Source organism: Fibrivirga algicola, assembly GCF_011742925.1.
GTDB lineage: Bacteria > Bacteroidota > Bacteroidia > Cytophagales > Spirosomataceae > Fibrella > Fibrella algicola.
The window spans coordinates 146438-171256 of record NZ_WAEL01000009.1 but is presented as its reverse complement, the minus strand read 5'-3'; the positions used below and the strand labels follow the sequence as shown (position 1 = coordinate 171256).

The following is a 24819-nucleotide window of genomic DNA, read 5'->3' as shown; positions in this document are numbered from 1 at the left end:
GGTTTTGATGGGTATTACAGTGTTAGCTGGACACTCTTTCCCAGGTATACGCCCTGGGGCAGGTCTACGATAAAGAGCGTACTATTCGTTTTTTCGTCAACCAGTGTGCGGTAATGCTCTCCCGTCGACCGGTACTGTCCCGTCACCGAAACCGTCATCCGGCTCAGCTTCCGCGACGGGTCGGCCAGGGTTAGTTCGGCTAGCGTACCGTTCTTCAGGCGGAGCATCGCCATGCCCTGACTATCCATGCGCACGGTCATGTCTTTGTCGACGGCAATGCTCCCTGCTTTATAAAACGCCAGTTGACTAATACCCAGTTGCCGGTGCGCAACCGCCTGAAGCGCTGGTGTATTGGCCAGAATCTCGATAGACCGGTTGGCCGCGCTGGTTTCATTCACCTGCTGCTCCGACACGTTGGGCACCACAATATACTGGTACGAGCCATTGGCGGGTTTGTTGCCATGATCGACCCACAACGTAAACACCGGCTCGCTTACCAACTCCGTACTGATATTTTTCTGGTCTGTAATATCCGACCAACGGCCCGTTTCTATCTGATTAGCCAGATGAACCGTAGCCGGCTGGGGGAAGATGTAGCCTACGTTATCCTGATACACCCACTTCACGTTGTCGAGCGATCGGCTGCCGGTTGGCAGGCGCTGAACGGTTCCATGCTGCATCAGCTGCACATCGCTCCGCATCAATACCTGATTGATGGTCGTAACCACCGGCATGTTGGGCTTCGACTTAATATCGGTGCCCAGGCAAACGTACTCTTCGTCAAAAAAGAACCACGACTTCTTGGCTTCTACCAGATCGTGCGGGCTTTTGAAATCGAAGGCTACGGCCCCGTACAGGCCATCGGTTACCGCCCCCACAAAGTCGGTCAGCCCGTCTTTCTGAATCTCCTCGGGGCTAGGCAATTGCTTCTTTTGCAGAATCGTGGTACCGGAGATTTTCTGCCAGTTGTATACCGGCCAGATGTTGTGGTACTCGTCGCCCTTTAGCATCAGGTAGTTGGTACCGTCGGCGCGGTGGTGCGTTGTTTTGCCCGGCCCGTTGTAGGGTTCCTCCATGTTCCGGTTTCGGGTCGAAAACATGCGCACGGTGGTGTAAAATGTGGGGCGCTGAAAAACGAAATGCTCGGTTTGCCAGAAGAATTTCGCAAACGATGCCGACGGTTTGGCTTCGCCTTTACGCAGGCGGATGATCTCTTCCAGCTCCGCCTTCCGGTAGTCAGTGCTCACCAGCACCCGCTCAATTTCAAGGGTACTCTGCGGGTGAAACGTCGACTTACCTGAGATGCTCCGGTTCTTCACGCTTATATCTTCGTACACGCCGTAGACCATCTGCTTGTAAATCCCGTCGAGGTAGTAATCGACCAGTTGGTTGATTTTGTCTTTGGAGAACGCATACTTCGTGCCGGCCACGTAGAACGACCAGTCGCCGTAGGCATTGGCGTATTTACCGTAGCCATACGACGATGTGTTGTTGACGCGATCGACCCGGTGGTGAAAACTGTAGTCATGCTGCATCCCGCGTTCGCCCGTCGAGAATTTCAACTCGCCTTCAATGATCTTGATGATGGCGTCGAACGCCTGAAAATTGCCCTGAAACAGCAGGTTCTGGGCCAGAATGCCGGCAATAACGATCCGGTCGCCACTGGGCCGTGCCCCCGACGCGTTCATGTTGGCCCGGCCTATCATGGGTTGCGCTTTGGCGACCAGTTCGGCGGGTAGTTCGTCGCCGATTACCAGCATCAGATCACCCAGATTGGTGGGCGTGGTAATCTGATTGTCGTGCCAGTTGTCGCCCACGAAGTCGTTTTTCACCCAGAACTCCAGCCCTTTTATGATCTGTCCTTTCAGCGCCTTACGCTTGTAGAACGCAGACGATTTAGTTTTATACGCTTTGGCCAGATACACCAGATCCCGCGTGTGACCGCCATGCGGAAAGCTGGCGGTGCGGCTCAGATCGGCGTAGTTGATCCCCCGAAAACTACCATCATCATTCATTTTGGCCAGTATCGCACGCACTGCCTCATCGCTGATGGGGGTGCTCATCAGGTCTGCCACAATGCGGTCTTTTATGATTTTCACCTCATTCTGAGCCAGGCAGACAGACGTAAGCAACGCAAAAAGCGGTAGAAGCAACAGGCGGCAATATTGGTTTTTCATGAAGGGAAGGGCTATGAGTTGGCACTCGCTGGTTGGTAAAGCCGGCAACCCGTATTTTCTATTGCCCAGGCTGGACCGTGCCTCATTGGCAAAACGGGGTTTGGATAGTACGCCCGGCAATGCGACCTTTCGAAAGCCCAGCGTCGGGCCCGCTTTTGTATACATGCGTTCATCATGCAGGGACTATTCATCGAATACATCTTTCTTATTTTGATTATTTTGGGTTTGGTTATGCTGGCCAATAAGATCCGGTTGGCTTACCCGATTGTGCTGGTGGTGGGTGGCCTGGCCCTCAGCCTCACCGATGAGTTTTCGACGATCACCATCGACCCCGACCTTGTTTTCTTTATTTTCCTGCCTCCGCTGCTGTTCGAGGCAGCCTGGCAAACGTCCTGGAAAGAATTCTGGAAGTGGCGACGAGTCATCACCAGCTTTGCCTTCCCCATCGTCATCCTCACGTCCTGCGTCATTGCCTTTGTATCTACGGCCCTCATTCCGGGCTTCACGCTGGCACTGGGCTTTCTGCTGGGCGGCATCATTTCGCCCCCCGACGCCATCTCGGCAACAACCATCATGCGGCAGGTGAACGTACCCAAGTCGCTGCTAAGCATTGCCGAAGGAGAAAGCCTGCTCAACGATGCCTCGTCGCTGATCGTGTTTCGGTTTGCGCTGGCAGCCGTCATTACGGGTCAGTTTCACTTTCAGGAAGCGGCCACCAGTTTTGGGCTGGTGGTGGTGATGGGCATCGGCGTTGGACTGCTGATCGGAGCCATTTTCTACGCCATCATCCGCTGGCTGCCCACTACCCCCAGCATCGAAATTGTGCTGACGTTAGTCACCCCTTACTGCATGTATTACGGGGCCGAGCACTTCCATTATTCGGGCGTGCTGGCGGTGGTCAGCGGGGGCTTGCTGCTGTCGAACAAGCGGCAGAGTATGCTGACCTACCAGAGCCGGCTTCAGGGCGTAAACGTGTGGACCAACCTGGTGTTTGTGATGAACGGGCTGGTGTTTCTGCTTATCGGCCTTCAGTTACCGGCGGTGGTGGAGCAACTCGGCTCGGTCAGTATCAGCACCGCTATCGGCTATGGCCTCACCATCTCATTGGTGCTCATGCTGACCCGGTTAGTGTGCACGTTCGGCGCGGCCCTGTTCACCCGCGTGGCCAGTCGATTCATTACAGTGGCCGACCCCCGACCCGAGTGGCAGGGGCCGCTGATACTGGGCTGGGCAGGTATGCGCGGGGTAGTCTCGCTGGCTGCGGCCCTGTCCATTCCGCTGCTGATGGAGACCGGCCAGCCGTTTCCGCATCGCAACCTGATTCTCTTCATCACATTTATTGTCATTTTGGCAACCCTGGTCTTTCAGGGATTGACACTCCCCCTGCTCATCAAAAAAGTGACGTTTACCGACCCGCCAAACGCGATTCCGGAACGTAAACAGGAACTCATTATTCAACAGGCCATCACGCAGACTTCACTTCAGTTTCTGGAAAAAGCCGGACTAACCAGTGACCATCTGGCCAACCTGCACGAACGCCTGACCATCGATATGGGCCTCCTCAACCAGGCGCTCACCGAACCAGCCACGCCCACGATCGGCACCGTGGGTGCCTACCAACGTACCTACCTCGACCTGCTTCAACAGCAGCGGGCAACACTCATCGAGATGAATCAGCGAATGGAGTTCGACGAGGAATTCATTCGAAAATACCTTTCCCTGATCGATCTGGAAGAGTATAAAATCCGCGAAAAACTGGTACAGGAAAGTTAGCGACGTACCTGTGCGGCAGGTTGTTGCTCTCGTTACCCTGCCCAAGCTGCCCGTTAGTTGGCCAAACAAAAGGGAGTCAGGAAGCGAACTAGTGGGCTCAACTAGCGTTACGTTTCTAGTCAATAACGCCAGATGCAACCGCCCATACAGGATGGAAGCCCCGGCGCTACTCAACAAAGGAAGACGGATCGATACCTATGCAGCACATTGCCTTGGTTGTTGGTGCCAGTGGAATCACCGGCAGCAATCTAGCCCACGAATTGATTACCCAGGGATGGCAGACCTACGGACTGGCCCGCACCCCTAATCAGGGTATAGCCGATTTACAGCCCGTTGCCGCCGATTTGCTAAACCCCGAGAGCCTGCGGACAGCCCTGGCCACCATCGCCCCTACGCACGTGTTTTTTACCAGCTGGATGCGGAACGACACAGAGGCGGAGAATATCCGGGTTAACGGCACGATGGTCCATAACCTGCTCGATGCGCTAGCTCCCAAGAAATCGGTGCAGCACGTTGCCCTCGTGACAGGCCTAAAGCATTACCTGGGGCCCTTCGATGCCTACGCGAAAGACGGGTTCTTACCCGAAACACCACTGCGGGAAGAGCACCCACGCCTCGACATCGAGAATTTCTATTACGCGCAGGAGGACGAGGTGTATGCCGCCGCCGCCCGCGATGGCTTTACCTGGAGCATTCACCGCCCACATACCGTCATCGGTAAAGCGGTAGGCAACATGATGAACATGGGCAGTACCCTGGCCGTTTACGCGTCGCTTTGCCAGAAAAGCGGACAACCGTTTCGCTGGCCGGGGTCGAAAGCCCAGTGGGAAGGCCTGTCAGACGTGACTGACGCCCGCGTACTTGCCAGGCACCTCATCTGGGCCGCAACGACCGAAGCCGCTCACAACGAAGCCTTCAACGTAGTCAATGGCGATGTATTTCGGTGGAGCTGGTTGTGGAAGCGGATTGCCGACTGGTTCGGGATCGAGGCCGTTGGATTTGAGGGGACCATTCATCCGCTGGAGGCTGAAATCGCCAATGACGGTCCACTCTGGCAGGAAATTGCCCGCGAATATCAGTTAGTAGAACCCAACCTAAACCGCGTGGCCTCGGCCTGGCATACCGATCTCGACCTGGGCCGACCTATCGAGGTGATGACCGACATGTCGAAGAGCCGGAAGCTTGGCTTTACGGTTTTTCAGCCGACAGACGAATCGTTCTTCGACCTGTTTGACCAGCTGCGGGCCGACCGCCTGATTCCGCCTGCTCGTTCGTAAAAACGCAAAACTGGGTACGTTGGTAACTTGATGGTCAAGTTACCAACGTACCCAGTTAAAGAATTGAGCCAGTCGCGCGCTACGGTCAGCAATGCACTGTTACCCTCAGAAAAGTAGCGGGTATTGATGTAGCCGCTTTATCGGCGCTGGTGTTCTGGCTGTCGAACAACGCCGACAGTTCGGCCTGCAAGTCTGCTGTTTTCCCGTTTTTTTCGGCCGCTTCGAAGGCGTTCATCGTCGGGCCGTAGTACGTTCTGAACCGGTTGAGCAGTTCGGATGGTGGAAACGGCGCGCTGAACAGGAATGTGTCCCTAACGAAGGAAATGTGCTCCGCTGCCACACCGGCTTTCCCGAACCGGTCGATCACGTGGCTTTCTACTCCCCACAGCATGGGGCTGATGAATCCCTCGGGTGGGGGCGGTGTGTAGGCCGAACTGATCTTCAGGATCTGAGCAACCAGCGTCGGATCGCCCGGAATCCAGTTCCCCATCACGATCCGCCCGCCGGGACGGGTCACGCGCACCAATTCACGGGCAACATCGAACGGGCGAGGCGCAAACATGGCCCCGAATATGCTTACAACCAGATCAAATGTCTGGTCGGGCAGGTCTTTCAGATCGGAAGCGTCCCCCTCTTGAAAACGACAATTTGAAAGCTGTTCGGCCTGAGCGCGACGGTTACCCGCCTCAACGAGATTTTGGGCAATATCCACGCCCAGCACGGTCGCGCCAAGCCTGGCCGCCGGTAGAGCCGTGGTACCGTCACCCGATCCCAGATCGAGTACGTTCAGTCCGCTGGTAATTCCTAGTTTGTCAACGAGCGCCGTACCACTTTCACGCATGGTCTGGGCAATTTGGGTAAAGTCGCCTTTTTCCCACAATGCTTTGTTTGGGTTCATTTTTGGTGCAGTTTAGACGGGTGAGTTAGCCATAATTCCCTGATCTACAACGCGCTCTTTATACTGCGGTATTCTCACCAAGTCAACGGTCATGTAACGCTCCCGTAATAGACCGGTTTGGCTGGCTAGCCGCTGTTGGGTAGCCCGTAGTGATCAGGCTGGCCCCTCTTCACGCAAGACGGCACCAATCACACCCGCCCGGTGGTTCTTTTGTATATGGAGTATTTTAAAAAACTGCTTGATCTACTGAAAACGGAGCGGGACGAAGACCGCTACCAGTACCAACAACTCACCCAGTCGACCAGTGTGGCCGAGCGCCGGGCCAATGGCCTTACCTGGTACCCCATCGCTATTCGGGGCTCTGAACTGGGTCGGGGCGATTACCTGACCGTGGACGTAGAGCGCACCACCCATCAGGACCTTTCTCACCAACTCAGAACGGGCGTACCGGCAGTCTTATTCAGCAACCACGATCCCAAAGTAGACCGGGTCGAGGGCACGGTTTCGTTCCAGAACGGAAACCGACTCAAAATCACGCTGCTCACTGATGAGTTACCCGACTGGTCGCGCAACGGAAAGCTGGGTATTGAACTGCTTTTTGACGACACCAGCTACGACGACATGCAGGAAGCGCTCAAGCAGGCCAATACCCTCGGTGAAGGCAACACCAATCGCCTGATCACCATCCTGACCGGTTCTGCCTCGCCGACCGTCAACGATACCCTGCCAGCCGTCAGCATTCCCCGGCTCAACCCCAGCCAGCAACAGGCCGTACAGACAATTTTGGCGGCCAATGAACTGGCCGTGGTGCATGGGCCGCCGGGCACGGGCAAAACCACTACGCTCGTGCAGGCCATCAAGGCGCTTAATGAACAGGACCACAAGCAGCTTCTGGTGGTAGCTCCCAGCAACGCAGCCGTTGATTTGCTGAGCGAAAAACTGCACGACGAAGGCCTGAACGTGTTGCGCGTGGGTAATCCGAGCCGGATTTCGGATCGGCTGACGGCCCTGACGCTCGACCACAAGATGGGTGAGCACAGCCTGATGCGGGAGGCTAAAAAACTAAAAAAGCAGGCCAATGAGTACAAAACGATGGCCCACAAGTATAAAAAGAGCTTTGGTAAAGCCGAACGCGACCAGCGAAAAGCACTTTTCGACGAGGCTCACCGTATTCAGAAAGAGGTAGCCACCACCGAGCAGTACATCATCGATGACCTGGTTGGGAGGGCGCAGGTCATTACCGCCACGCTGGTGGGAGCCAACAACTACACCATTCGCGGTCTTACCTTCCATACGGTGGTGATCGATGAAGCCGGTCAGGCACTGGAACCCGCCTGCTGGATTCCAATACTGAAAGCTCAAAAGGTCGTGTTGGCGGGGGACCATTGCCAGCTATCACCCACTATCAAATCAGCAGAGGCCGCACGCAACGGGCTGAGCGTTACGCTGCTCGAAAAGTGCATTGCGCGGCACCCCGAGGCCGTGCGTCTGCTCGATGAGCAGTACCGGATGCATGCCCACATCATGGGGTACTCGGCCTCGGTTTTCTACGGCAATCAGTTGCGTGCTCATGCATCGGTGGCGGAACATGCGCTGTTTCCCGGCGACAGTGCGCTACACTTTATTGATACGGCCGGTTGCGGATTCGAAGAGAAACTGGAGGGCACCAGTTCGACCAACCCCGACGAGGCCGCCCTGTTGATCAAACACCTCACCCAGGTTGTGGCTGAGTTGGACCAGTTCTACACGCCCGCCAACTTCCCCAGCATTGCCATTATATCGCCCTACAAGCAGCAACTGGCTGTATTGAACGAGCAGCTGACACATGCACCCGACCTGCAACCCTACCGCCAGTCGATCTCGGTCAATACCATCGATAGTTTTCAGGGGCAGGAACGCGAGATTGTTTACATTTCCATGACCCGAAGCAACGACCGGGCCGAGATCGGATTTCTATCCGACATTCGCCGGATGAACGTGGCGATGACCCGGGCCCGCAAGAAACTGGTTGTCATCGGCGATAGCGCCACACTGGGACGTCAGGCTTTCTATGCCGATTTCATCACTTACGCCGAGAAACTCAACGGCTACCAGAGCGCCTGGGAATGGCTGTAAGCTGAGTCGTTTGCAACGGGTCGCTTTTAACTCAAGTTGGCGAATGTATGGGTTTCCGACAGCCGTTCAGCGGGACTTTATATACGTCCATTCGAAAGGCCCAACCGCTCCAATTCCCTATACTCTACCCGCGACTGTCGCGAAATAGTGGGCCATATGTCGATGGATGATGGAAAGACGGTTACCCCAATTGCCTGTGGTTACCCGTTCAGGAGAACATCCCTGGCACAGACGCCATTACCTGGAATGTCAGGAGCCTGGACTACAAACCCAACTCAGCGGGAATAGTCCATGCTCCTGCCAGCCTCTCCTGGTGAACCGCATGTGATGCCGCTACGTGTTATTGCGTTACCAACCTGATTTGGTTAAAGCGCGGGGTATTCAAGCTGTTCCGGGCCGAAATTTTCAGTGACATTACGTCCTGTCCATCAGCGCGCAGCCGAATCGTTTTTCCATCAACCGAAACAATCTCGGCAGGCTTGTCATTGATCAGAAAGCTCACGTTTTCCGGCTTGATCTCATCCAGCGCGCGGATATCAACGTAGTTGCCGGTGCGGGTTTTGTTCTGCAGTTGGTAGGCAATAAACGACCGGGTACGTCGCCAGAAGCGCTCGTCGTCATAACCCGAATCGCTCCGCTCACCTTTGTACTGATGATCGACTTCGGGCTGTTGCTCCCCGCAATTTACCTTATCGACCGTACTGGCATCCAGGGCCAGCGCCTCGGCTTCCTGCTGTTTCAGGCGGGCCTTCTGCTCGTTGAAGGCCGTTTCTGAGAACGTCTGAAAATACATCTGGTAGCGAGCATCGTGTACCTCATAAAACGGTTGCAGCGTCAGTGAATCCAGCCTGAAACGGAGTTGATCTGTAGGTTTTAGTTTGGTCAGGTACGTGGCTGGTTCGCCAACGAGCGCATAGGCACTGGTAATCGGGTATAGCTTGCCCTTTGTTTCATGCCCCATCCGGCTGTCATCGGCATACAGTCCGGTCAGGTCGTTCGTCGATGTTTTCGCTGCCAGTACAATGGGGCCGTTCACAAAGGCCGCCCAGTTCGAGCCGTCGGGCAGGTATTCCAGCCGCGTCGAGGTGGTAAACCGAACGGATACCTTATCGCCGGTCTTCCATTTCCGACGAATAGCTACGTAACTGGCTGGCGTTGCCTGAACCGACTGCGCCTTGCCGTTAACCAGTACAGTGAAATTTTCAGCCCATTTCGGGTAACGGATGTGCACAGCGAACGCCTGCGGCTTTGTTGATGTCACAAGCAGGTCGGTCCCGTTTTCGTACGGGAACTGGGTACGTTGGGTAAGTTGCACCTGCTTCGCTGTCCAGTTCACCGTCGACGGCATAAAGAGGTTCACGAACAGGTCATTAGCCGCCTGACTGTAGATCAGTTCGCCGTATTTGGTGTGGTTCTCGATACCCGAACCCACGCAGCACCACATGCTGGTTTCAGGCTGCGAGTACACCCGATAGTGGTTGGGCCGAATGGGTGTAAAATAGACGAACCCACCTTTTTCAGGATGCTGACTGGAGAGAATGTGGTTGTAGAGCGTCCGCTCGTAGAAATCCAGGTAGCTCACATCGCTTTTATCCAGGAACAGGGCTTTACTCAGGCGTAGCATGTTGAACGAGTTACACGTCTCCGGTCCCTGATTCGACTTGATTACCTGACTGAAATCGGTGGTTGGATTAAAATGCTCGCGCACGCTGTTTCCCCCGAAAGCCACACTACGGGTTTGCGACACGTTTCGCCAGAAGTACATCGCCGCGTCTGACCAGTCCGTTTTGCCCGTCAGCGACGCGATTTTTTCAAACCCGATCACTTTCGGAATCTGCGTATTGGCGTGGAGGCCCGTCAGCTTATCCTGTTTCGCCAGGAGTGGTTCCAGAATGGCCCGGTGCGAGATGCGCTGTGCCGTTTCAAGGTACTTTTTATTGTTGGTCAGGACGTACAGGTCGGCGAAGGTTTCGTTGATGCCGCCATGTTCGGTGCGCAACACTTGTTGAATCTGCTCGTCAGACAGCGGTTTAATAAGCTCCACAAACCAGTCTCCCAATCCGATCAATACCTGTTTTGCCTGTTGGTTGCCAGTGTATTCATAGGCATCACGCAGGCCCGCAAACAGCTTGTGAATGTTGTAGAGCGGCACCCAGGTGTTGTTCAGCCCAAAGCTGCTGCCGTCGATATCGCCTTTGTGAATGCGTTCCCAGAACACCTTCCCCTGCGGAATACCGCCCACGTACCCATTCCCGTTTTTGACCTGGCATTGCGCCAGTTGATCGACCATGTAGTCGAGTCGTTTTTTCAGTTCGGCATTTCCCGTCGATGCGTGCATCATAGCAAGTGCCGAGAGGTAATGCCCGCCGATGTGCCCGTCCAGCCCCGAGCTTTCCCAGTTGCCATAGCGCGGTGCCTTCAGGGGTAGGCCAGCGTCGATCAGATATGGAGCCAGCAATTTGTCCGGGTCTAACGCCAGTATGTAGCGTAGGTCGACATCCTGCGCCTGCTTGAACGGCCCACCCGTTAGTCGTACTTCCTGCAATGAGAAAGGCTGCATCTGAGCTACAGCCGGTGCGCCAAGCAACAGACAAACGGCCAACGAGATTATGTTTGTTTTCAACACAGTACCAATTTTAATCGTAAATCTAATGCCAGTTCAGGTATGTGTCCTGACTTTCCCAAACGAGCACAGCAGTACCTATAAGCGCATTATCATTCTTTTTTCCTCACAATAGGTCGATGCAAACCATTCATAGCGGGCTTGTTGCCCAAGGGGGCAGGCTAAAACATGAACATACCGAAGCCATGTTCTCAATTAAGAGGTGTATTGCCATTATAAGTTGCAATCGGTTTCAGTTTGCACCCTAAAATATACATTCCGTCCGTCTGATGCCCAGCCTCTACTTTATGATTACTCAGAGATACGGACCAAATAAAAAGACAATCAGTTGTTTATCAATTGATTGCATCTATATCTACGGATTGGCTAATTAATTCTCATTCTAGTAGGCGAAGCTGAAACTGTGTCTCTGGAGAAAGCTTTAGTTCAGCCTGTAGAAACAGCCGGGGTCATCAGCTGCTTCTGTTTCTGATGTAGTCCTGATAACTACATCCTACCGGGTAACAAACTATGATCCATGCACCTCGAAGCACTTCGTCTAATTGGTAAGCAGCTCATCGCTAACGCCTATCATGACGAATGGATATACAGCTAGTCTCTGATTTACAATATATTATCATGATTAAGGAGGTAGATCCACTTGTATTCTAGCAAGAGTTTTAGCGCTTAGAAAACATAAGCAACCTGAAGGAAGCTCTACGACAGGCCACCTCCTACTTAAGGGTTTACCGATCGGTAAGGCTATTCATTGGTTGGGTATCAACTATTATATCAATCAAACCCATACGGTTACGGGAATTGGTCATAAGCTGATCCATATAAGTCATTGCCCAACCTACATAAAGCAGGCATACTAAGGCCTATAGGTCACAATCCGACAGTCTGCTAAATGACGCCGATCCCCAGAATAGCCTGTTGACTGAACAATAAGACGTTTTACTGGCAATTATGCGACTCTAAAATCTATTTATTCTTTAAAAATTCATGCAATCGGTTGCACATACCCAGCCGTTTATATAGCTTTGTCACTACTAAAGCTCACTAAAGTGGGCGTTCGTTTATACGTAGCTGCTACGATTTCGTCAACGTAGCCCACACCGGGCATAGTGAGTCGTTTTAGGGAGTCCTGCTTTCACCCTTGTGTTACTGTCCACTTTATGAATAGCAACCGTGAAGAATCAACCGTAGATAGCACCCGGAAAACCTGCCGCTGCTCAATCAACCTGCTGAGTCGCCGATTTAGCCTTCAGGTGCCTGCCTAGTTTGCACCCGAACACTCTTCCCTGGGTATGTACCCGCCTCATCTCCTTCCTGCTTCTGCATAAGGGCATTACCCTGGCAGGGAACAATACAGTGCGTCGAACCAAATTTATCTCCAGTTATATGAAACAATTCAACCTCTCTGTTTTTCAGCGGCAACGCACGAAGCACCTCGTTAGCTGGTGTGCCTTGCTATTGATGATCACCAGTTTCACGGCAACTGCACAAACTGTGCGGGGAGTCATCAAATCAAAGTCAAATGAGATTATCCCTGGTGCATCTGTTCTGGTAAAAGGAACTTCCAGGGGAACATCTGCGAATAATGAGGGAGCCTTTACCATCAATGCGTCGGCCAACGAGGTGCTGGTGTTTAGTTCGATCGGTTATAAAGCGCAGGAAATTCGCGTGGGTACGTCTTCAACAGTCGATGTCATTCTCGACGAAGACGCCTCGGCCCTGAATGAAGTAGTTGTGGTAGGGTACGGTACACAGAAGAAAACGGATTTAACGGGGGCTGTAGCCAGTGTAAACCTCGAAACGCTGCGCAATTCACCCAACACAAACATTGGTCAGTACCTGCAGGGAACTGTTCCCGGTTTGAACGTTGGTCTGTCGACGAGTGCCGGTGGTACGCCGCCGATCTCGATTCGTGGCCGGGTCACCCTGAACGGTAATCAGAGCGTACTGATCATTCTGGACGGTATCCAATACACGGGTTCGCTCTCATCGATCAACCCGGACGATATCGCCAGCATCGACGTGTTGAAAGACGCCAGTTCAACGGCAGTGTATGGTGCTCAGGCGGCCAACGGGGTTATCCTGATCACTTCGCGCAAAGGCAAGTACAACCAGGCGCCCCGCATTGCGTTCTCAAGCGCCTACACCACGCAGACACCTACAGTTGGTAATCTGAAGCCCTTTGACCGCGACGGATTCATTGCTCAGCTGACTGAGTCGTTCTACGACCGGGCCTATCTGGCACCTAACTACACCGAGCGGAACCCTGCCTTTAAGGTATCTGATGTGGCCGATGCGGCCATGCGCGACGGAACAGGCAATTTGCTACCGAACAACTACAACTGGTTTCAGGAAGGCACCAACACGGGCTCGATCTTCGAAAACAACCTGAGCATTTCGGGTGGTTCAGAGCGGGCAAGCTACCTGCTGTCGGGTTCGCTGGTTGATCAGAAAGGCTTCATCATCAACGATAAATTTAAGCGGAAGTCACTGCGGGCCAACATCGAGATTCAGCCATTAAACTGGTTGAAAGTCGGGTTGCTATCGTCGGGCTCATTCGTGAATCAGGACGGTCAGGAGCCTTCATTCAGCAGCCTGCTGCGTATTTCTCCGCTGCTCGTTCCCTACGATGCCAACAACAACCTGATTCCGTTTCCAACAAACACGCTGGAGCCGAGCCCATTCACGACTTATTATGTAGATGACCTCGATCGGAACAAGTACCTGTTTGCCAATCTGTATACCGAGATCGACGTGCCGTTTATCAGCGGTTTGAAGTATCGGATGAACTTCGGTAACAACTACCGGCTCACGCAGCGCTTCAATTCAAGTATTTACGGCGCTGGTCAGACAGGTTCGGCCTACAAAAACACGCAGGATTACTACGACTACACGTTCGACAACATCCTGACCTACAACAAAACCTTTGGCGACCACGAAGTAACGGGTACGTTCCTGTATGGTGCCGTAGAACGGCAGTTCAACTCGGTCAACTCACGTGCCGAAGGGTTCACCCGGTTGTCGCTGAGCTACAACAACCTGTCATTGGGTGCTAACCGGTTTGCCGAGTCAGATGCCTGGACAGAAGCCCTGGAGTACCAGATGGCCCGTATCAACTACAAGTTCAAGAACAAGTACCTGCTGACGGGTACCGTTCGTCGCGACGGATTCTCGGGTTTTGCCAAAAACAACAAATATGGCATTTTCCCGGTGGCCGCTGTGGGCTGGGTTATGTCAGAAGAAAGCTTCATCAAGAACATCAAAGCTATCGAATTCCTGAAACTGCGCGCCGGTTACGGGCAAACGGGTAACCAGACCTCACGCTATACCTCTATTCCCCGCGTGTCTACGAGTGCTGCCTATGTCTATGGCGATGGCGGATCAACAGCGTTTGGCCAGCAGGTAACGACCCTGGGCAACGACAATCTGAAGTGGGAGCGCACGACCGGCCTGAACTTTGGTCTGGACTTCACGATGTTCAGCAGCCGCCTGAACGGTTCACTTGAGTATTACCATAACAAAACGCGTGACCTGCTCTACAGCGTCGCCATTCCGTCGGTAACAGGCTTTGGCAGCATCAACACCAACCTGGGTCGGATCGACAACACCGGGTTTGAAGCAACGGCAACTTACAAGGTGGTCGACAAAGGCAGCTTCAGGTGGTCGTCTACGCTGAACTTCTCAAGCAACCAGAACAAGATTGTGTCACTTACGGGCGTGGATGCAAACGGCGATGGCGTAGAAGATGACCTGATCTCGAGCAACCTGTTTATTGGCCGGCCCATTAGCACCATCTATAACTACCAGACCAACGGTATTTACCAGATCGGCGACGAGCGGTTACCAAGTTTCCCGGTGGGTTCGGTGCGCATCATTGACCAGAACGGCGACAAAGACATTACGCCGCTCGCCGACCGGGTTTTCCTAGGCAAAGAAGATCCTGCGTATCGGGTGAGCCTGTCGAACAGCTTCGATTACAAAGGGTTCACGCTGAACGTGCTGGTGAACTCGGTACAAGGCGGCAACGATGGGTACCTGGCCAACAACAACCCGTCGTATTTCCGGGAAGACAACAGCATCCGGATCAACTACCTGCAGGGCATCGATTTCTGGTCACCCTCGAATCCGGGCGGCAAATACCCACGGAACATATCGGGCAGCCGGGCTAAGATCGAGCCAAACATGTATCAGAGCCGGAGCTTTGTGCGCCTGCAGGACGTATCGCTCTCGTATAATCTAGGCAATCTGCTGAAGTCAAACAAAACCAAGTCTTTCACGCTGTACGTGAGTGGCAAAAACCTGTATACCTGGACAAACTGGGAAGGTTGGGACCCTGAATCGACGGATCGGGATGCCGATGGTAACCTGGTCAATGGCCTTAACAATGGCGGCCGACCTGTATTGCGCGCCTTTACAGCGGGTCTAAACATTACTTATTAATCAAGTTCAGAAAAGTTGAAGATGAAAAAGATTCAAGCACTGTCAGTTTTAGTTCTCTTTTTACTCAGTACATCTGCTTGTAAAGAGGATTTTCTGGATGAAACGCCGAGTTCATTCCTGAGTACCAGCAACGCCTTCAAAACGGCCGACGATTTCAACGCGTCGATCAACAACCTGTACAGCCTTGTTCGGCTCGAGTTTTACTCTAGGAGCGACTGGCAGCCCATGCACTACCTGTACCGAACCGACATGGGGATTGAAGTATCGGTAGGCAGCAACCCGAACCTGTCGTCTGACTTTAGCGCCACCGGTGCCCTGTCAAACAACCACTGGACGCAGATTTACAAGATTGTGGCCGAAGCCAACACGGTCATCAGCCGGATTCCGCAATCGTCCATGTCTGATTCCGACAAGAAGACCTTCGAGGCGAAAGCGCGGTTTTTCCGGGCATTTTCGTACAGAACGATGGCCTACCTATGGGGCGGCGTTCCACTGATTCTGGAAGAGCAACTGGTTGAAAAAACGGATTTTGTGCGGGCGACGAAGAAAGAAGTCCTGACCCAGGTCATTGACGACCTGAAGTTTGCGGCAGCAAACCTGCCTGGTATTGCAGCCGTACGCGACGGCGAGATTTCGAACCTGGCCGCTCAGCACTTGCTGTCGGAAGTGTACCTGGCCGACGGTCAATACAAGAACGCCGCCGATGCCGCCACAATCGTTATCGACGACCCCGCCACGGACCTGATGGTGAACCGGTTTGGCTCACGCTCGACCGTTACCCCCGGCGACGTGTACTGGGATATGTTTCAGGTGAACAACCAGAACAGAAAGAGCGCCAACAACCGCGAGGGCATCTGGGTCATTCAGTTCGAGACCGACGTGCAGGGTGGTGGCAGCGTATCGACCGCTATGGCGGGTGCCTACCAGTTGGAGCGGGTTCACGTGCCGCTGTTCCGCGACATGCGGGTCAACGGAGTACCCCTGTTCCAGTGGCCTGTGGGCGATTATACGGGTGGTCGGGGCGTAGGGTTCCTGCAGCCTACCCGCTACTTCGCCGACTCGGTATGGAAGAGCGATTTCAAAACCGACATTCGCAATGCCAATCACAATTTTGTGAGAGAGGTAGTGGCCACCAACCCGGCCAGTCCGTTCTTCGGCAAGGTAGTGTCGACCAGCAACCCGCCTGCAGGTGCCGGTATTACGTACCCATCGCGTGTATTCTATCCGTACCAGTCGAAGGCAACCACGCCGTTTAGCCACCCTGCCGGCCTGTATGTAAACCCAGGCTCGTCTGATCCGATCAAGAAGTACGAAGTGAAGGCATCGGCTGGGGGTACGTATACCGATCAGTATATGTTCCGCCTTGCCGAGACGTACCTGCTGCGGGCAGAGGCGTATCTTGGCTTGAACAATTTAGCTGCCGCTGCCGCGGATATCAACGTGGTTCGTGCCCGGGCGAAAGCCTCTCCTGTGCTGGCCAGCAGCGTCAATCTCGATTATATTCTCGACGAACGCCTGCGTGAGTTTGGGGTAGAGGAAAAACGCATGCTGACGCTGATGCGTACAGGCAAGCTCTATGACCGGGTAACCAGACTCAACCCTTTCTACGGTGTGAACATGAAGCAGAATTTTAACCTATGGGCTATTCCACAGGGTGAAATCGAGCGGAATAGAAGTGCCAAACTAGAACAGAATCCAGGCTACTAACCAGCCACCGATTTGCTTTTGACGCGTTGAAAATAAAGGGATATCCAGGTATCCCTTTATTTTTTTGGCGAATTCGACCAGTCACCTCGCCTTATTTTTACCTGACAAACAGCCCCTTAGATGGCGCTCTTCTATTCAACCAATTAGTCAGCCTCGTGTGTTGGAGCTACGCCGTAGAAAACATTTGGTTGCCACCTCGCGAAGCTGACTGGCTCTGATACCTGCCGCTTCTTTTGCCTGCACCGCGCTGAGATCGGTAAACCTGGCAAAGAATTCCCTTCCAATAACAGACAGTACGGGGCGTTGAAGGCTAGTCCAAACCGGGTACGGGCCCGCATTGTCAATTTCTGATGCGGACCGGAATGTAAATCCGGCACACGGCTGCGCTCCAACGTACCTATCCCTCTTTTAGACCACATACATGCAGATCAACAATTCGCTAACCGGCTTTTTTGGCAACCTGAAACTCATTGGCTTAGTACTACTTGTCGGCCTGACCGAGGCATCCGGTCAGCCAGCTACTTCGAGCGCAGGGGCAGGCCTCAAAAGAGAACGTATCAAGCTCAGCGACGGCTGGCGTTTTATGCGCTATACCACCGAGCCCGACAAATTGATGTATGCGGTCAGGCCACCCGTGCAGGATGCCAACGACAGCAAAGTGGCCGACTCCAAACCAACCGAAGCAGTCAGGGTAGATGGTAAAGACGAGGAGCTGAAAAACTGGATTTTGCCCACAGCCAACGACTTCATCAAGAATCCGGCGCAACGCCACACCCGCCCCGCCGGTAATCCTGGCGCCGACTTTGCCTTTGTGAAAGCCGGGTTTGCCGACACCAACTGGGAGGCCGTAACCGTACCGCACGACTGGGCCATCAAAGGTCCCTTTTACGGGGGCGATCAGCCCGAAGTTGGCGGGGGTATGGGGCGGCTGCCCAGTCAGGGCGTAGCGTGGTATCGTAAAAAACTAACGATTCCGGCCAGTGACCGGGGTAAACAGATTTACCTGGACATTGACGGGGCCATGTCGTATGCGATGGTGTGGCTCAATGGCCAGTTGGTGGGAGGCTGGCCGTATGGGTATAACTCGTTCCGGCTCGACCTAACGCCCTACATCCAGGTCGGCGACGTAAATCAGCTGGCCATCCGGGTGGATAACCCCAACCATTCGGCCAGGTGGTACCCTGGAGCGGGCCTGTACCGCAACGTCTGGCTAACGAAACTCGCCCCTGTGCATGTGGCTCAGTGGGGTACGTTCGTCACCACCCCTGCGGTGTCGGCTACCGAAGCCACGGTTAACCTTGCCCTACGCATTGCAAACAAAGCAACACAGGCGCAGACCGTGACCGTACAAACACAGCTTTACGCCCTTGATGCGTCGGCCAAGCCAACCGGAAAAACCCTGGCCACATTTCCGGCCGCGACACTCACCCTGCAGCCAGGCGAAAGTCAGCCGGTAACGAGCACGCTGAACCTCAAAAACCCGAAACGCTGGGGCCCTTACCCAACCCAGACACCCAATCGCTACGTAGCCCGCACCAGCCTCCTCGTCAACGGGAAGCCGGTCGATGAATACGATACCCCATTCGGTATCCGAAGCGTAGTGTTCGACCCAACCAGGGGGGTACTGGTCAATGGCGAAGTGGTACGCATTCAGGGTGTGAACCAGCACCATGATTTAGGAGCGCTGGGTGCCGCCTTCAACGTTCGGGCGGCCGAACGGCAACTCGAGCTGCTACGCGAACTGGGGTGCAATGCCATCCGCATGGCGCATAACCCGCCTGCCCCCGAACTCCTCGACCTGACTGACCGTATGGGCTTTCTGATTATCGACGAGATTTTCGATAGCTGGGAGCGCAAGAAAACGCCGCACGATTTTCACCTGATATTTCCCGACTGGCACGAGCCGGATACGCGCGCCTTTGTTCGCCGCGACCGCAATCACCCGTCCATCATCGCCTGGAGTTTCGGTAATGAGGTCGGCGAGCAATACACCGATACGGCTGGTGCAGCGCTTGCCCGGAAGCTGCACGACATTGTGTATGAAGAAGACCCGACCCGGCCCGCTTCGGCTTCACAGAACTACGCCAAGCCTGACATGCCGTTCACAAAAGAGATGGATTTCCTGAGCCTCAACTACCAGGGCGAAGGCATCAGAGACGCACCCGCCTACGCGCATTTGAAGGGGATTCGCACCACGCCGCTCTACCCCGCTTTTCAGAAAGCGTACCCCAATAAAGTGATCATCAGCAGCGAAACGGCCTCGGCCTTAAGCACACGCGGGTCATATAATTTCCCGGTTCATCCCGAAAACTCGGCTCCAGTAAGCAACGGCGTCGGGGGCGACCCAACCACCAAAGAAGTAAGCGCCTACGAACTATATACGGCCGCTTTTGGCGCATCGCCCGATAAAGTGTTTGCCACGCAGGACCGCCATCCATACGTAGCGGGTGAACTCGTCTGGACGGGCTGGGACTATCTGGGTGAGCCTACTCCCTACTATTCGGCCCGGAGTTCATACTCCGGCATAATTGACCTGGCAGGTTTCAAAAAAGACCGGTTCTACCTCTATCAGTCGCGGTGGCGGCCTGAACTGCCTATGGTGCACTTGCTGCCTCACTGGAACTGGCCTAACCGGATTGGTCAGGTTACCCCCGTCCACGTATTTACGTCGGGCGACGAAGCTGAGCTTTTCCTGAATGGCCGGTCGCTGGGCCGCAAAAAGAAAGCGCCCTATACCTATCGTCTCCGGTGGGACGAAGTGACGTATCAGCCCGGCGAACTGACCGTGGTGGCCTACAAAAATGGCCGCGAATGGGCCCGGCAACGCGTGAGCACTACCGATAAACCCGCCAAACTGGTGGCGCAGGCAGATCGATCTACGATCAAGGCCGATGGCGAGGACCTTTCGTTCATTACGGTGAAGGTGACCGACAAAAACGGGTCGATGATTCCGGATGCCAGCCATACGGTGCGCTTCAGCCTGCAGGGCGACGGCGAACTTGTGGCAACCGACAATGGGGATCCGGCCAGTCTGGTTTCGTTTGCGTCGCCCAATCGGCAGACCTACAACGGCATGGCGCTGGTGATTATCCGGGCCAAGAAAGGCCACCGGGGTAAGCTGACCCTGACCGCCACCGCAGAAGGGCTTACCCCCGCCCGAATTGAGTTAACAAGCAACTAACTGACGATGGTTAACCGGGCAGTGCCCATTTTTCCTGACTCAGTTTGACCGCCGATGAAGTATAAAACGGACCTGATTGCATATCAGTACTTGTATAAACTCCCAATCCTTTATCCGATGAAAATTTCCGTCCTCCTCTGTTTTCTTTTTGCCCTTCCTTCGCTTGTCACCGCTCAGATTCGGCTGCCTAAACTCATCAGTAATGGCATGGTGCTTCAGCGCGACGCCAAACTGACCGTTTGGGGCTGGGCAAAACCGGGTGAAAAAGTTACGGTTAGTTTCAAAAACAAGACGTACAAGGCGGTAACCGATGCTGCCGGCAAGTGGCAGGTCGCGTTGCCACCAATGCCCGCCGGTGGCCCCTTCACAATGGATCTAGCCGGAAGCTCGCGGGTTACGCTGAAGGATATCCTGATTGGCGATGTGTGGTTTTGCAGCGGGCAGAGCAACATGGTGCACCAACTCAACATCCACGATGTGACCTACGCCAATGAGATCAGGGAAGCCAATTACCCACAGATTCGCCAGTTCTGGGTGCCCACGCTGACCAACCTGCAGGGACCACAGCATGATCTGCCCGCCGGTGAGTGGAAAGCAGCCGTGGGCGACGATGTAAGGCCGTTTTCGGCGGTGGCTTATTTCTTCGCCAAGAAGATTCACCAGACCTACAACGTACCTGTAGGCATCATCAATGCCAGTGTGGGCGGCACTCCCATCGAGGCCTGGACAAGTGAAGACGGTCTGGCTGGGTTTACAGCGCTGAAAACTATCATCGAAAAAAATAAAGACACCAGTTATATCAACAGCCTGAGCCGCCGCCCGCAACCAGCCACAGCCCGCGTGGCACCTCCCGTAGATTTAGGCATGACCGGCACAAGCAAATGGTTCGACGTAGCCTACACACCGAAAGGCTGGCGGCCAATCAACATTCCGGGCTATTGGGAAGATCAGGGCCTGAAAGACCTGAACGGCGTGGTTTGGTACCGCCGGGAGATAGACGTACCTGCCTCGATGGTGGGGAAGCCGGCCAGGGTTTTTCTGGGCCGCATTGTCGATGCTGACGAATTGTACATCAACGGCAAACAGGTTGCCCGCACTACCTACCAGTACCCCCAACGCCGCTACAGCGTGCCGGCCGACCTTCTGAAAACCGGCAAAAATGTATTCGTGGTTCGGGTCACTAATACGGCAGGCAAAGGCGGCTTTGTGCCCGACAAACCCTACTGTCTTTTCGCGGGCACCGATACCCTTGACCTGAAGGGCACCTGGCAGTACAAAGTGGGCACTGCCTACCGCCCCTTTGCAGGTGGTGGCTTTGGCGGCGGAGGCATCAACGCCCAGAACCAGCCGGCGGCTCTCTACAATGCCATGGTGGCCCCGGCCATCGACTACGCCATTAAGGGATTTTGCTGGTATCAGGGTGAAACTAACGCCGGCAAACCGCAGGAATACACCGCGCTACTACCCGCATTAATCAACGATTGGCGGCAGCTGTGGCAGCAGGGGCCCCTCCCCTTCCTGTATGTGCAGCTCCCCGGCTACATGGACTACAGCTACCAGCCTGCCGAAAGCAGTTGGGCGGCACTTCGGGAAGCGCAACTTAAGGCCTTGAGCGTACCCAATACGGCCATGGCCGTGGCCATTGATTTGGGCGAATGGAACGACATTCACCCCGACAACAAGAAGGATGTAGGCGAACGGCTCGCGCTGGCAGCCTTGAAAACGGCGTATCGGGAGAACCTCGTTTCGTCTGGACCGCTTTATCAGTCGGCGACCGTTGAAGGGAATAAACTACTCATCAGCTTTACAGATACCGGTAGTGGGCTAACGACCACCGATGGCGAGCAGCCAGGTGAGTTTGCCATTGCGGGCAGCGACAAAAAATTTGTGTGGGCCAACGCAAAAATCGACGGCAACAGGGTGGTGGTCTGGAGCGATGAGGTGCCCGCCCCCAAATACGTGCGGTATGCCTGGTCAGACAATCCGGTTAACCCTAATCTGGTCAACAAAGAAAAATTACCGGCCTCGCCCTTCAGAACTGACCAATAGAGGAACGTGACATACCAGATAACCGCCTGTTATTTACGGCAAGTCCTCATTGAAAGGTGGTGCTTCCAAAGGGTTGCCCACCTCGGTGGTTATTAAGTTACTCACGCGTGGAGGGCTCTTTCAATCGCAATCTGTTTAAAATAGGTGCCTGAATGGATCGTCAACTAGTTCAGTGAACGAATTGACGATCCTTTTTCCATTTTGGCAAGAACAAGCAACATGTCTTTGTAGGGTAGATTTAATTGTTGCGCTCTTCTAACCGCTTCCTTCTGTTGCTTTATGGCTTTCCCTCTATCATTTAGTCGATATACTAGTTTAGCATTTGTTTGTATATATAGTGGATGATCGTACAGCTTTATTTCTTGCTCAGTCCAGCGCAGTGCTTCTTTCAAAAAACGAACATCACTCATGTGATCAAGATAGGATAGCGCTAATTCATTTAGTTTATTAGCAATATCAGAACTATGTCTATGGCGCATGGATTCCGTTAAATCCCGAAACTGATCTGTTTGTCTAAGTGAATCACTTGCAACAATATATCGCTCAAATTTCTTGAACGTTTTCTCATCTTCTCGTTTCAAGGAATCTATACTATGTGCTAGTAAATAATTTTCTGCATAAAAATTGGCCAACTTATGATACTTATTTTTATCATTCACTTGTTGAAAAAACTTCAACCACCTGGCTATCGAATCTAACGCGACTTCTTTAGGCGCGCTGCCGCCTATTAGTTTACGCATTCTTTTATTTTGACTAATAAGTTCACTCAACGCCTTTTCGTCTTTATTATCAACTATTTTCTTAAAATCCGAAGCGATTACTAAGGGCATAGTTACCGAAGCTTCAGCTAGAAGAGCGGGTTCCTTAAGTAAAGGCAATTGGTAAAGAAGTAGTTCGAATGCTTTCGATTTGCTGGTAGACACGGTTCCAACTAGAATGGATAAATTTTCTGGCAATGCCAGCTCTTTTTCTGTCAAAAAACCTAAATATCTATCAAGTAATTTACCAACAGGTTGCCGGATTTTTGCCAGTTCGGTCAAGTATGCCTTCAAGTCTTCTTTTGACAACAATAAAGATTCTCTATTCTGATTTTTCTCAAATACATTAATACCTGCTGCTGCTTTTTTAGCTTCAATTAATAAATTATCAACCCCATCGTAACCTCCTGTTCGATAAATAACTTTCTCATTTGGATAGATAAACAGCAAGGCAGGGTACCCTGTAACGCTGTATTTCTTTGCCAATGCTATCCCTTCTCCTTTCTCAGCATTTACTTTATAATTAATAAAATTTTTATTAAAAAAAGAGGCGATGCTAGAATCGGCAAATGCCTCCTTGTCCATTTTTTTACATGGAGCGCACCATGACGTATAAAAGTCAATAAATATTGGTTTGTTTTTAAGCTTGGCTTCTCTTATAATCTCTCGCCATGTGCCTTCACTAAAATTTACACCTTTTTGAATAGCCTTAGCATCATGAGTACTTATTACTAATAGTACCAACACTATTTTTTTGAATGTAATCATACCTTTACAGTCGGATACGTCAACTAATAAATTCCTTACATCAGTATTAATTCAAGGAGAGTTACTCCCAATATCACATAACTAGATATACATATGTAATTTGTAACTAGTTGAATCAATCTCCAACCAATTGTCTAGTAGAACATACGCTATTTATTAATCGGGTACGTATTTATAGCGCACCTTAAATTAGGGCCTAACGTCAGTGCGATTCAGGGAAACTATCGTTGGTTGACTACTCATAGTTGTTGGCACTTAGGCTGGTTATGCGCTGACTATAGAAATTCGCCGAAGATGATTTGGCAGAATGACAATCCTTGACAATTCAACTGCCCGTGCATTTATGATTAAGCTAGACTCACTCTACACCTTTCTTGATCTGGCAGGTACGTTTGCGTTCGCTATCAGTGGCGCGACAGCAGCCAAACAGCGTGGCCTTGACCTGTTTGGCATTGGTGCCATTGCCTTTACGGTCGCCTGCGGAGGGGGTATCATTCGTGATCTGTGCATCGGGGCCATTCCGCCCACAGGCCTCTCCAACTGGTATTATCTGGCTGTGGCTGTCCTTGCCGCCGGCCTCACGGTCGGTTTCTATCCGTTTGTTCAGCGGATCAATCAGCCGGTAGCCCTGTTCGATGCACTCGGTTTGGCTTTGTTTGCAGTTACCGGGGCCGAAAAAACGCTTTCCTATGGGCACAATGCCGAGGTGGCTATCCTGCTGGGTATGACTACGGCGGTAGGCGGCGGGGTACTACGCGATGTATTGCTTACCCGCGTACCCATTATTCTACAAACCGAGATCTACGCATCGGCAGCTCTGCTTGGGGCCGCAATTGTGGTGGTGGGTAATTACGTCCAATGGGTGCCAGGCGACTGGGTGTCCATCATTGGGTTGATTACCTGCTTTGTTGTGCGTATGCTGGCCCTCCACTACCATTGGAATTTACCTGTATCTACAACCGATGAAACCGGGCCAAACTGATAAAGTAACGTATCTGTAAAATAGCCCCGGTACAGGTACGTGACGGATTCCGGTAATTTGCTATGGGATCGCTG

Annotated in this window: 12 protein-coding genes; 8 read left to right on the top strand and 4 right to left on the bottom strand. The window is 53.0% G+C overall.

The window, feature by feature from the left end; translation table 11 throughout:
- Positions 1-14: 14 nt before the first annotated feature.
- Positions 15-2177 (bottom strand): polysaccharide lyase family 8 super-sandwich domain-containing protein, encoded by a 2163-nt coding sequence (locus F7231_RS22285; protein ID WP_166693605.1) that lies wholly within the window; start codon positions 2175-2177, stop codon positions 15-17.
- A gap of 174 nt (positions 2178-2351) precedes the next feature.
- On the opposite strand from F7231_RS22285, the gene F7231_RS22280 reads away from it, so the two are divergent.
- The gene (locus F7231_RS22280; protein ID WP_166693604.1) at positions 2352-3950 is read left to right on the top strand and encodes a Na+/H+ antiporter; all 1599 of its coding nucleotides are present in this window, start codon (positions 2352-2354) and stop codon (positions 3948-3950) included.
- Between the two features lie 197 nt (positions 3951-4147).
- A complete protein-coding gene (locus tag F7231_RS22275; protein ID WP_166693603.1) occupies positions 4148-5227 on the top strand; it encodes an SDR family oxidoreductase in 1080 nt (359 codons plus the stop codon).
- A gap of 85 nt (positions 5228-5312) precedes the next feature.
- Here the strand turns inward: F7231_RS22275 and F7231_RS22270 are convergent, their stop codons facing one another.
- Positions 5313-6125: a class I SAM-dependent methyltransferase gene (locus F7231_RS22270; protein ID WP_085414262.1), complete on the bottom strand. Its 813-nt coding sequence runs from the start codon at positions 6123-6125 to the stop codon at positions 5313-5315.
- A 216-nt stretch (positions 6126-6341) separates the two neighbouring features.
- Between F7231_RS22270 and F7231_RS22265 the strand changes: the two genes are divergently transcribed.
- Positions 6342-8240, top strand: a complete 1899-nt coding sequence (locus F7231_RS22265) for an AAA domain-containing protein (RefSeq protein ID WP_166693602.1) — start codon at positions 6342-6344, stop codon at positions 8238-8240.
- A 340-nt stretch (positions 8241-8580) separates the two neighbouring features.
- On the opposite strand, the gene F7231_RS22260 is transcribed toward F7231_RS22265, so the two are convergent.
- Positions 8581-10800, bottom strand: a complete 2220-nt coding sequence (locus F7231_RS22260) for a glycoside hydrolase family 127 protein (protein WP_374757384.1) — start codon at positions 10798-10800, stop codon at positions 8581-8583.
- A gap of 1446 nt (positions 10801-12246) precedes the next feature.
- On the opposite strand from F7231_RS22260, the gene F7231_RS22255 reads away from it, so the two are divergent.
- The 4 genes from F7231_RS22255 to F7231_RS22240 all read left to right on the top strand — a co-directional run bounded on the left by F7231_RS22255 (position 12247) and on the right by F7231_RS22240 (position 22237).
- Positions 12247-15300 (top strand): SusC/RagA family TonB-linked outer membrane protein, encoded by a 3054-nt coding sequence (locus F7231_RS22255; RefSeq protein ID WP_166693600.1) that lies wholly within the window; start codon positions 12247-12249, stop codon positions 15298-15300.
- A 21-nt stretch (positions 15301-15321) separates the two neighbouring features.
- Positions 15322-17007 carry a RagB/SusD family nutrient uptake outer membrane protein gene (locus F7231_RS22250; protein WP_085414264.1) on the top strand — a complete coding sequence of 562 codons (1686 nt, stop codon included), beginning with the start codon at positions 15322-15324 and terminating at the stop codon, positions 17005-17007.
- Between the two features lie 421 nt (positions 17008-17428).
- Positions 17429-20188 carry a beta-galactosidase GalB gene (galB, locus tag F7231_RS22245; RefSeq protein ID WP_166693599.1) on the top strand — a complete coding sequence of 920 codons (2760 nt, stop codon included), beginning with the start codon at positions 17429-17431 and terminating at the stop codon, positions 20186-20188.
- A gap of 117 nt (positions 20189-20305) precedes the next feature.
- Positions 20306-22237 (top strand): sialate O-acetylesterase, encoded by a 1932-nt coding sequence (locus F7231_RS22240; RefSeq protein ID WP_166693598.1) that lies wholly within the window; start codon positions 20306-20308, stop codon positions 22235-22237.
- Between the two features lie 164 nt (positions 22238-22401).
- On the opposite strand, the gene F7231_RS22235 is transcribed toward F7231_RS22240, so the two are convergent.
- A complete protein-coding gene (locus F7231_RS22235; protein WP_166693597.1) occupies positions 22402-23763 on the bottom strand; it encodes a thioredoxin family protein in 1362 nt (453 codons plus the stop codon).
- A 343-nt stretch (positions 23764-24106) separates the two neighbouring features.
- Between F7231_RS22235 and F7231_RS22230 the strand changes: the two genes are divergently transcribed.
- Positions 24107-24745: a trimeric intracellular cation channel family protein gene (locus tag F7231_RS22230; protein ID WP_166693596.1), complete on the top strand. Its 639-nt coding sequence runs from the start codon at positions 24107-24109 to the stop codon at positions 24743-24745.
- The last annotated feature ends 74 nt before the right edge of the window (positions 24746-24819 follow it).

Bases quoted from the DNA above. Each gene is read 5' to 3' on its own strand.
- F7231_RS22285 (WP_166693605.1), bottom strand. From the start codon at position 2,177: ATGAAAAACCAATATTGCCGCCTGTTGCTTCTACCGCTTTTTGCGTTG.
- F7231_RS22280 (WP_166693604.1), top strand. From the start codon at position 2,352: ATGCAGGGACTATTCATCGAATACATCTTTCTTATTTTGATTATTTTG.
- F7231_RS22275 (WP_166693603.1), top strand. From the start codon at position 4,148: ATGCAGCACATTGCCTTGGTTGTTGGTGCCAGTGGAATCACCGGCAGC.
- F7231_RS22270 (WP_085414262.1), bottom strand. From the start codon at position 6,125: ATGAACCCAAACAAAGCATTGTGGGAAAAAGGCGACTTTACCCAAATT.
- F7231_RS22265 (WP_166693602.1), top strand. From the start codon at position 6,342: ATGGAGTATTTTAAAAAACTGCTTGATCTACTGAAAACGGAGCGGGAC.
- F7231_RS22260 (WP_374757384.1), bottom strand. From the start codon at position 10,800: ATGCAGCCTTTCTCATTGCAGGAAGTACGACTAACGGGTGGGCCGTTC.
- F7231_RS22255 (WP_166693600.1), top strand. From the start codon at position 12,247: ATGAAACAATTCAACCTCTCTGTTTTTCAGCGGCAACGCACGAAGCAC.
- F7231_RS22250 (WP_085414264.1), top strand. From the start codon at position 15,322: ATGAAAAAGATTCAAGCACTGTCAGTTTTAGTTCTCTTTTTACTCAGT.
- galB (WP_166693599.1), top strand. From the start codon at position 17,429: ATGCAGATCAACAATTCGCTAACCGGCTTTTTTGGCAACCTGAAACTC.
- F7231_RS22240 (WP_166693598.1), top strand. From the start codon at position 20,306: ATGAAAATTTCCGTCCTCCTCTGTTTTCTTTTTGCCCTTCCTTCGCTT.
- F7231_RS22235 (WP_166693597.1), bottom strand. From the start codon at position 23,763: ATGATTACATTCAAAAAAATAGTGTTGGTACTATTAGTAATAAGTACT.
- F7231_RS22230 (WP_166693596.1), top strand. From the start codon at position 24,107: ATGATTAAGCTAGACTCACTCTACACCTTTCTTGATCTGGCAGGTACG.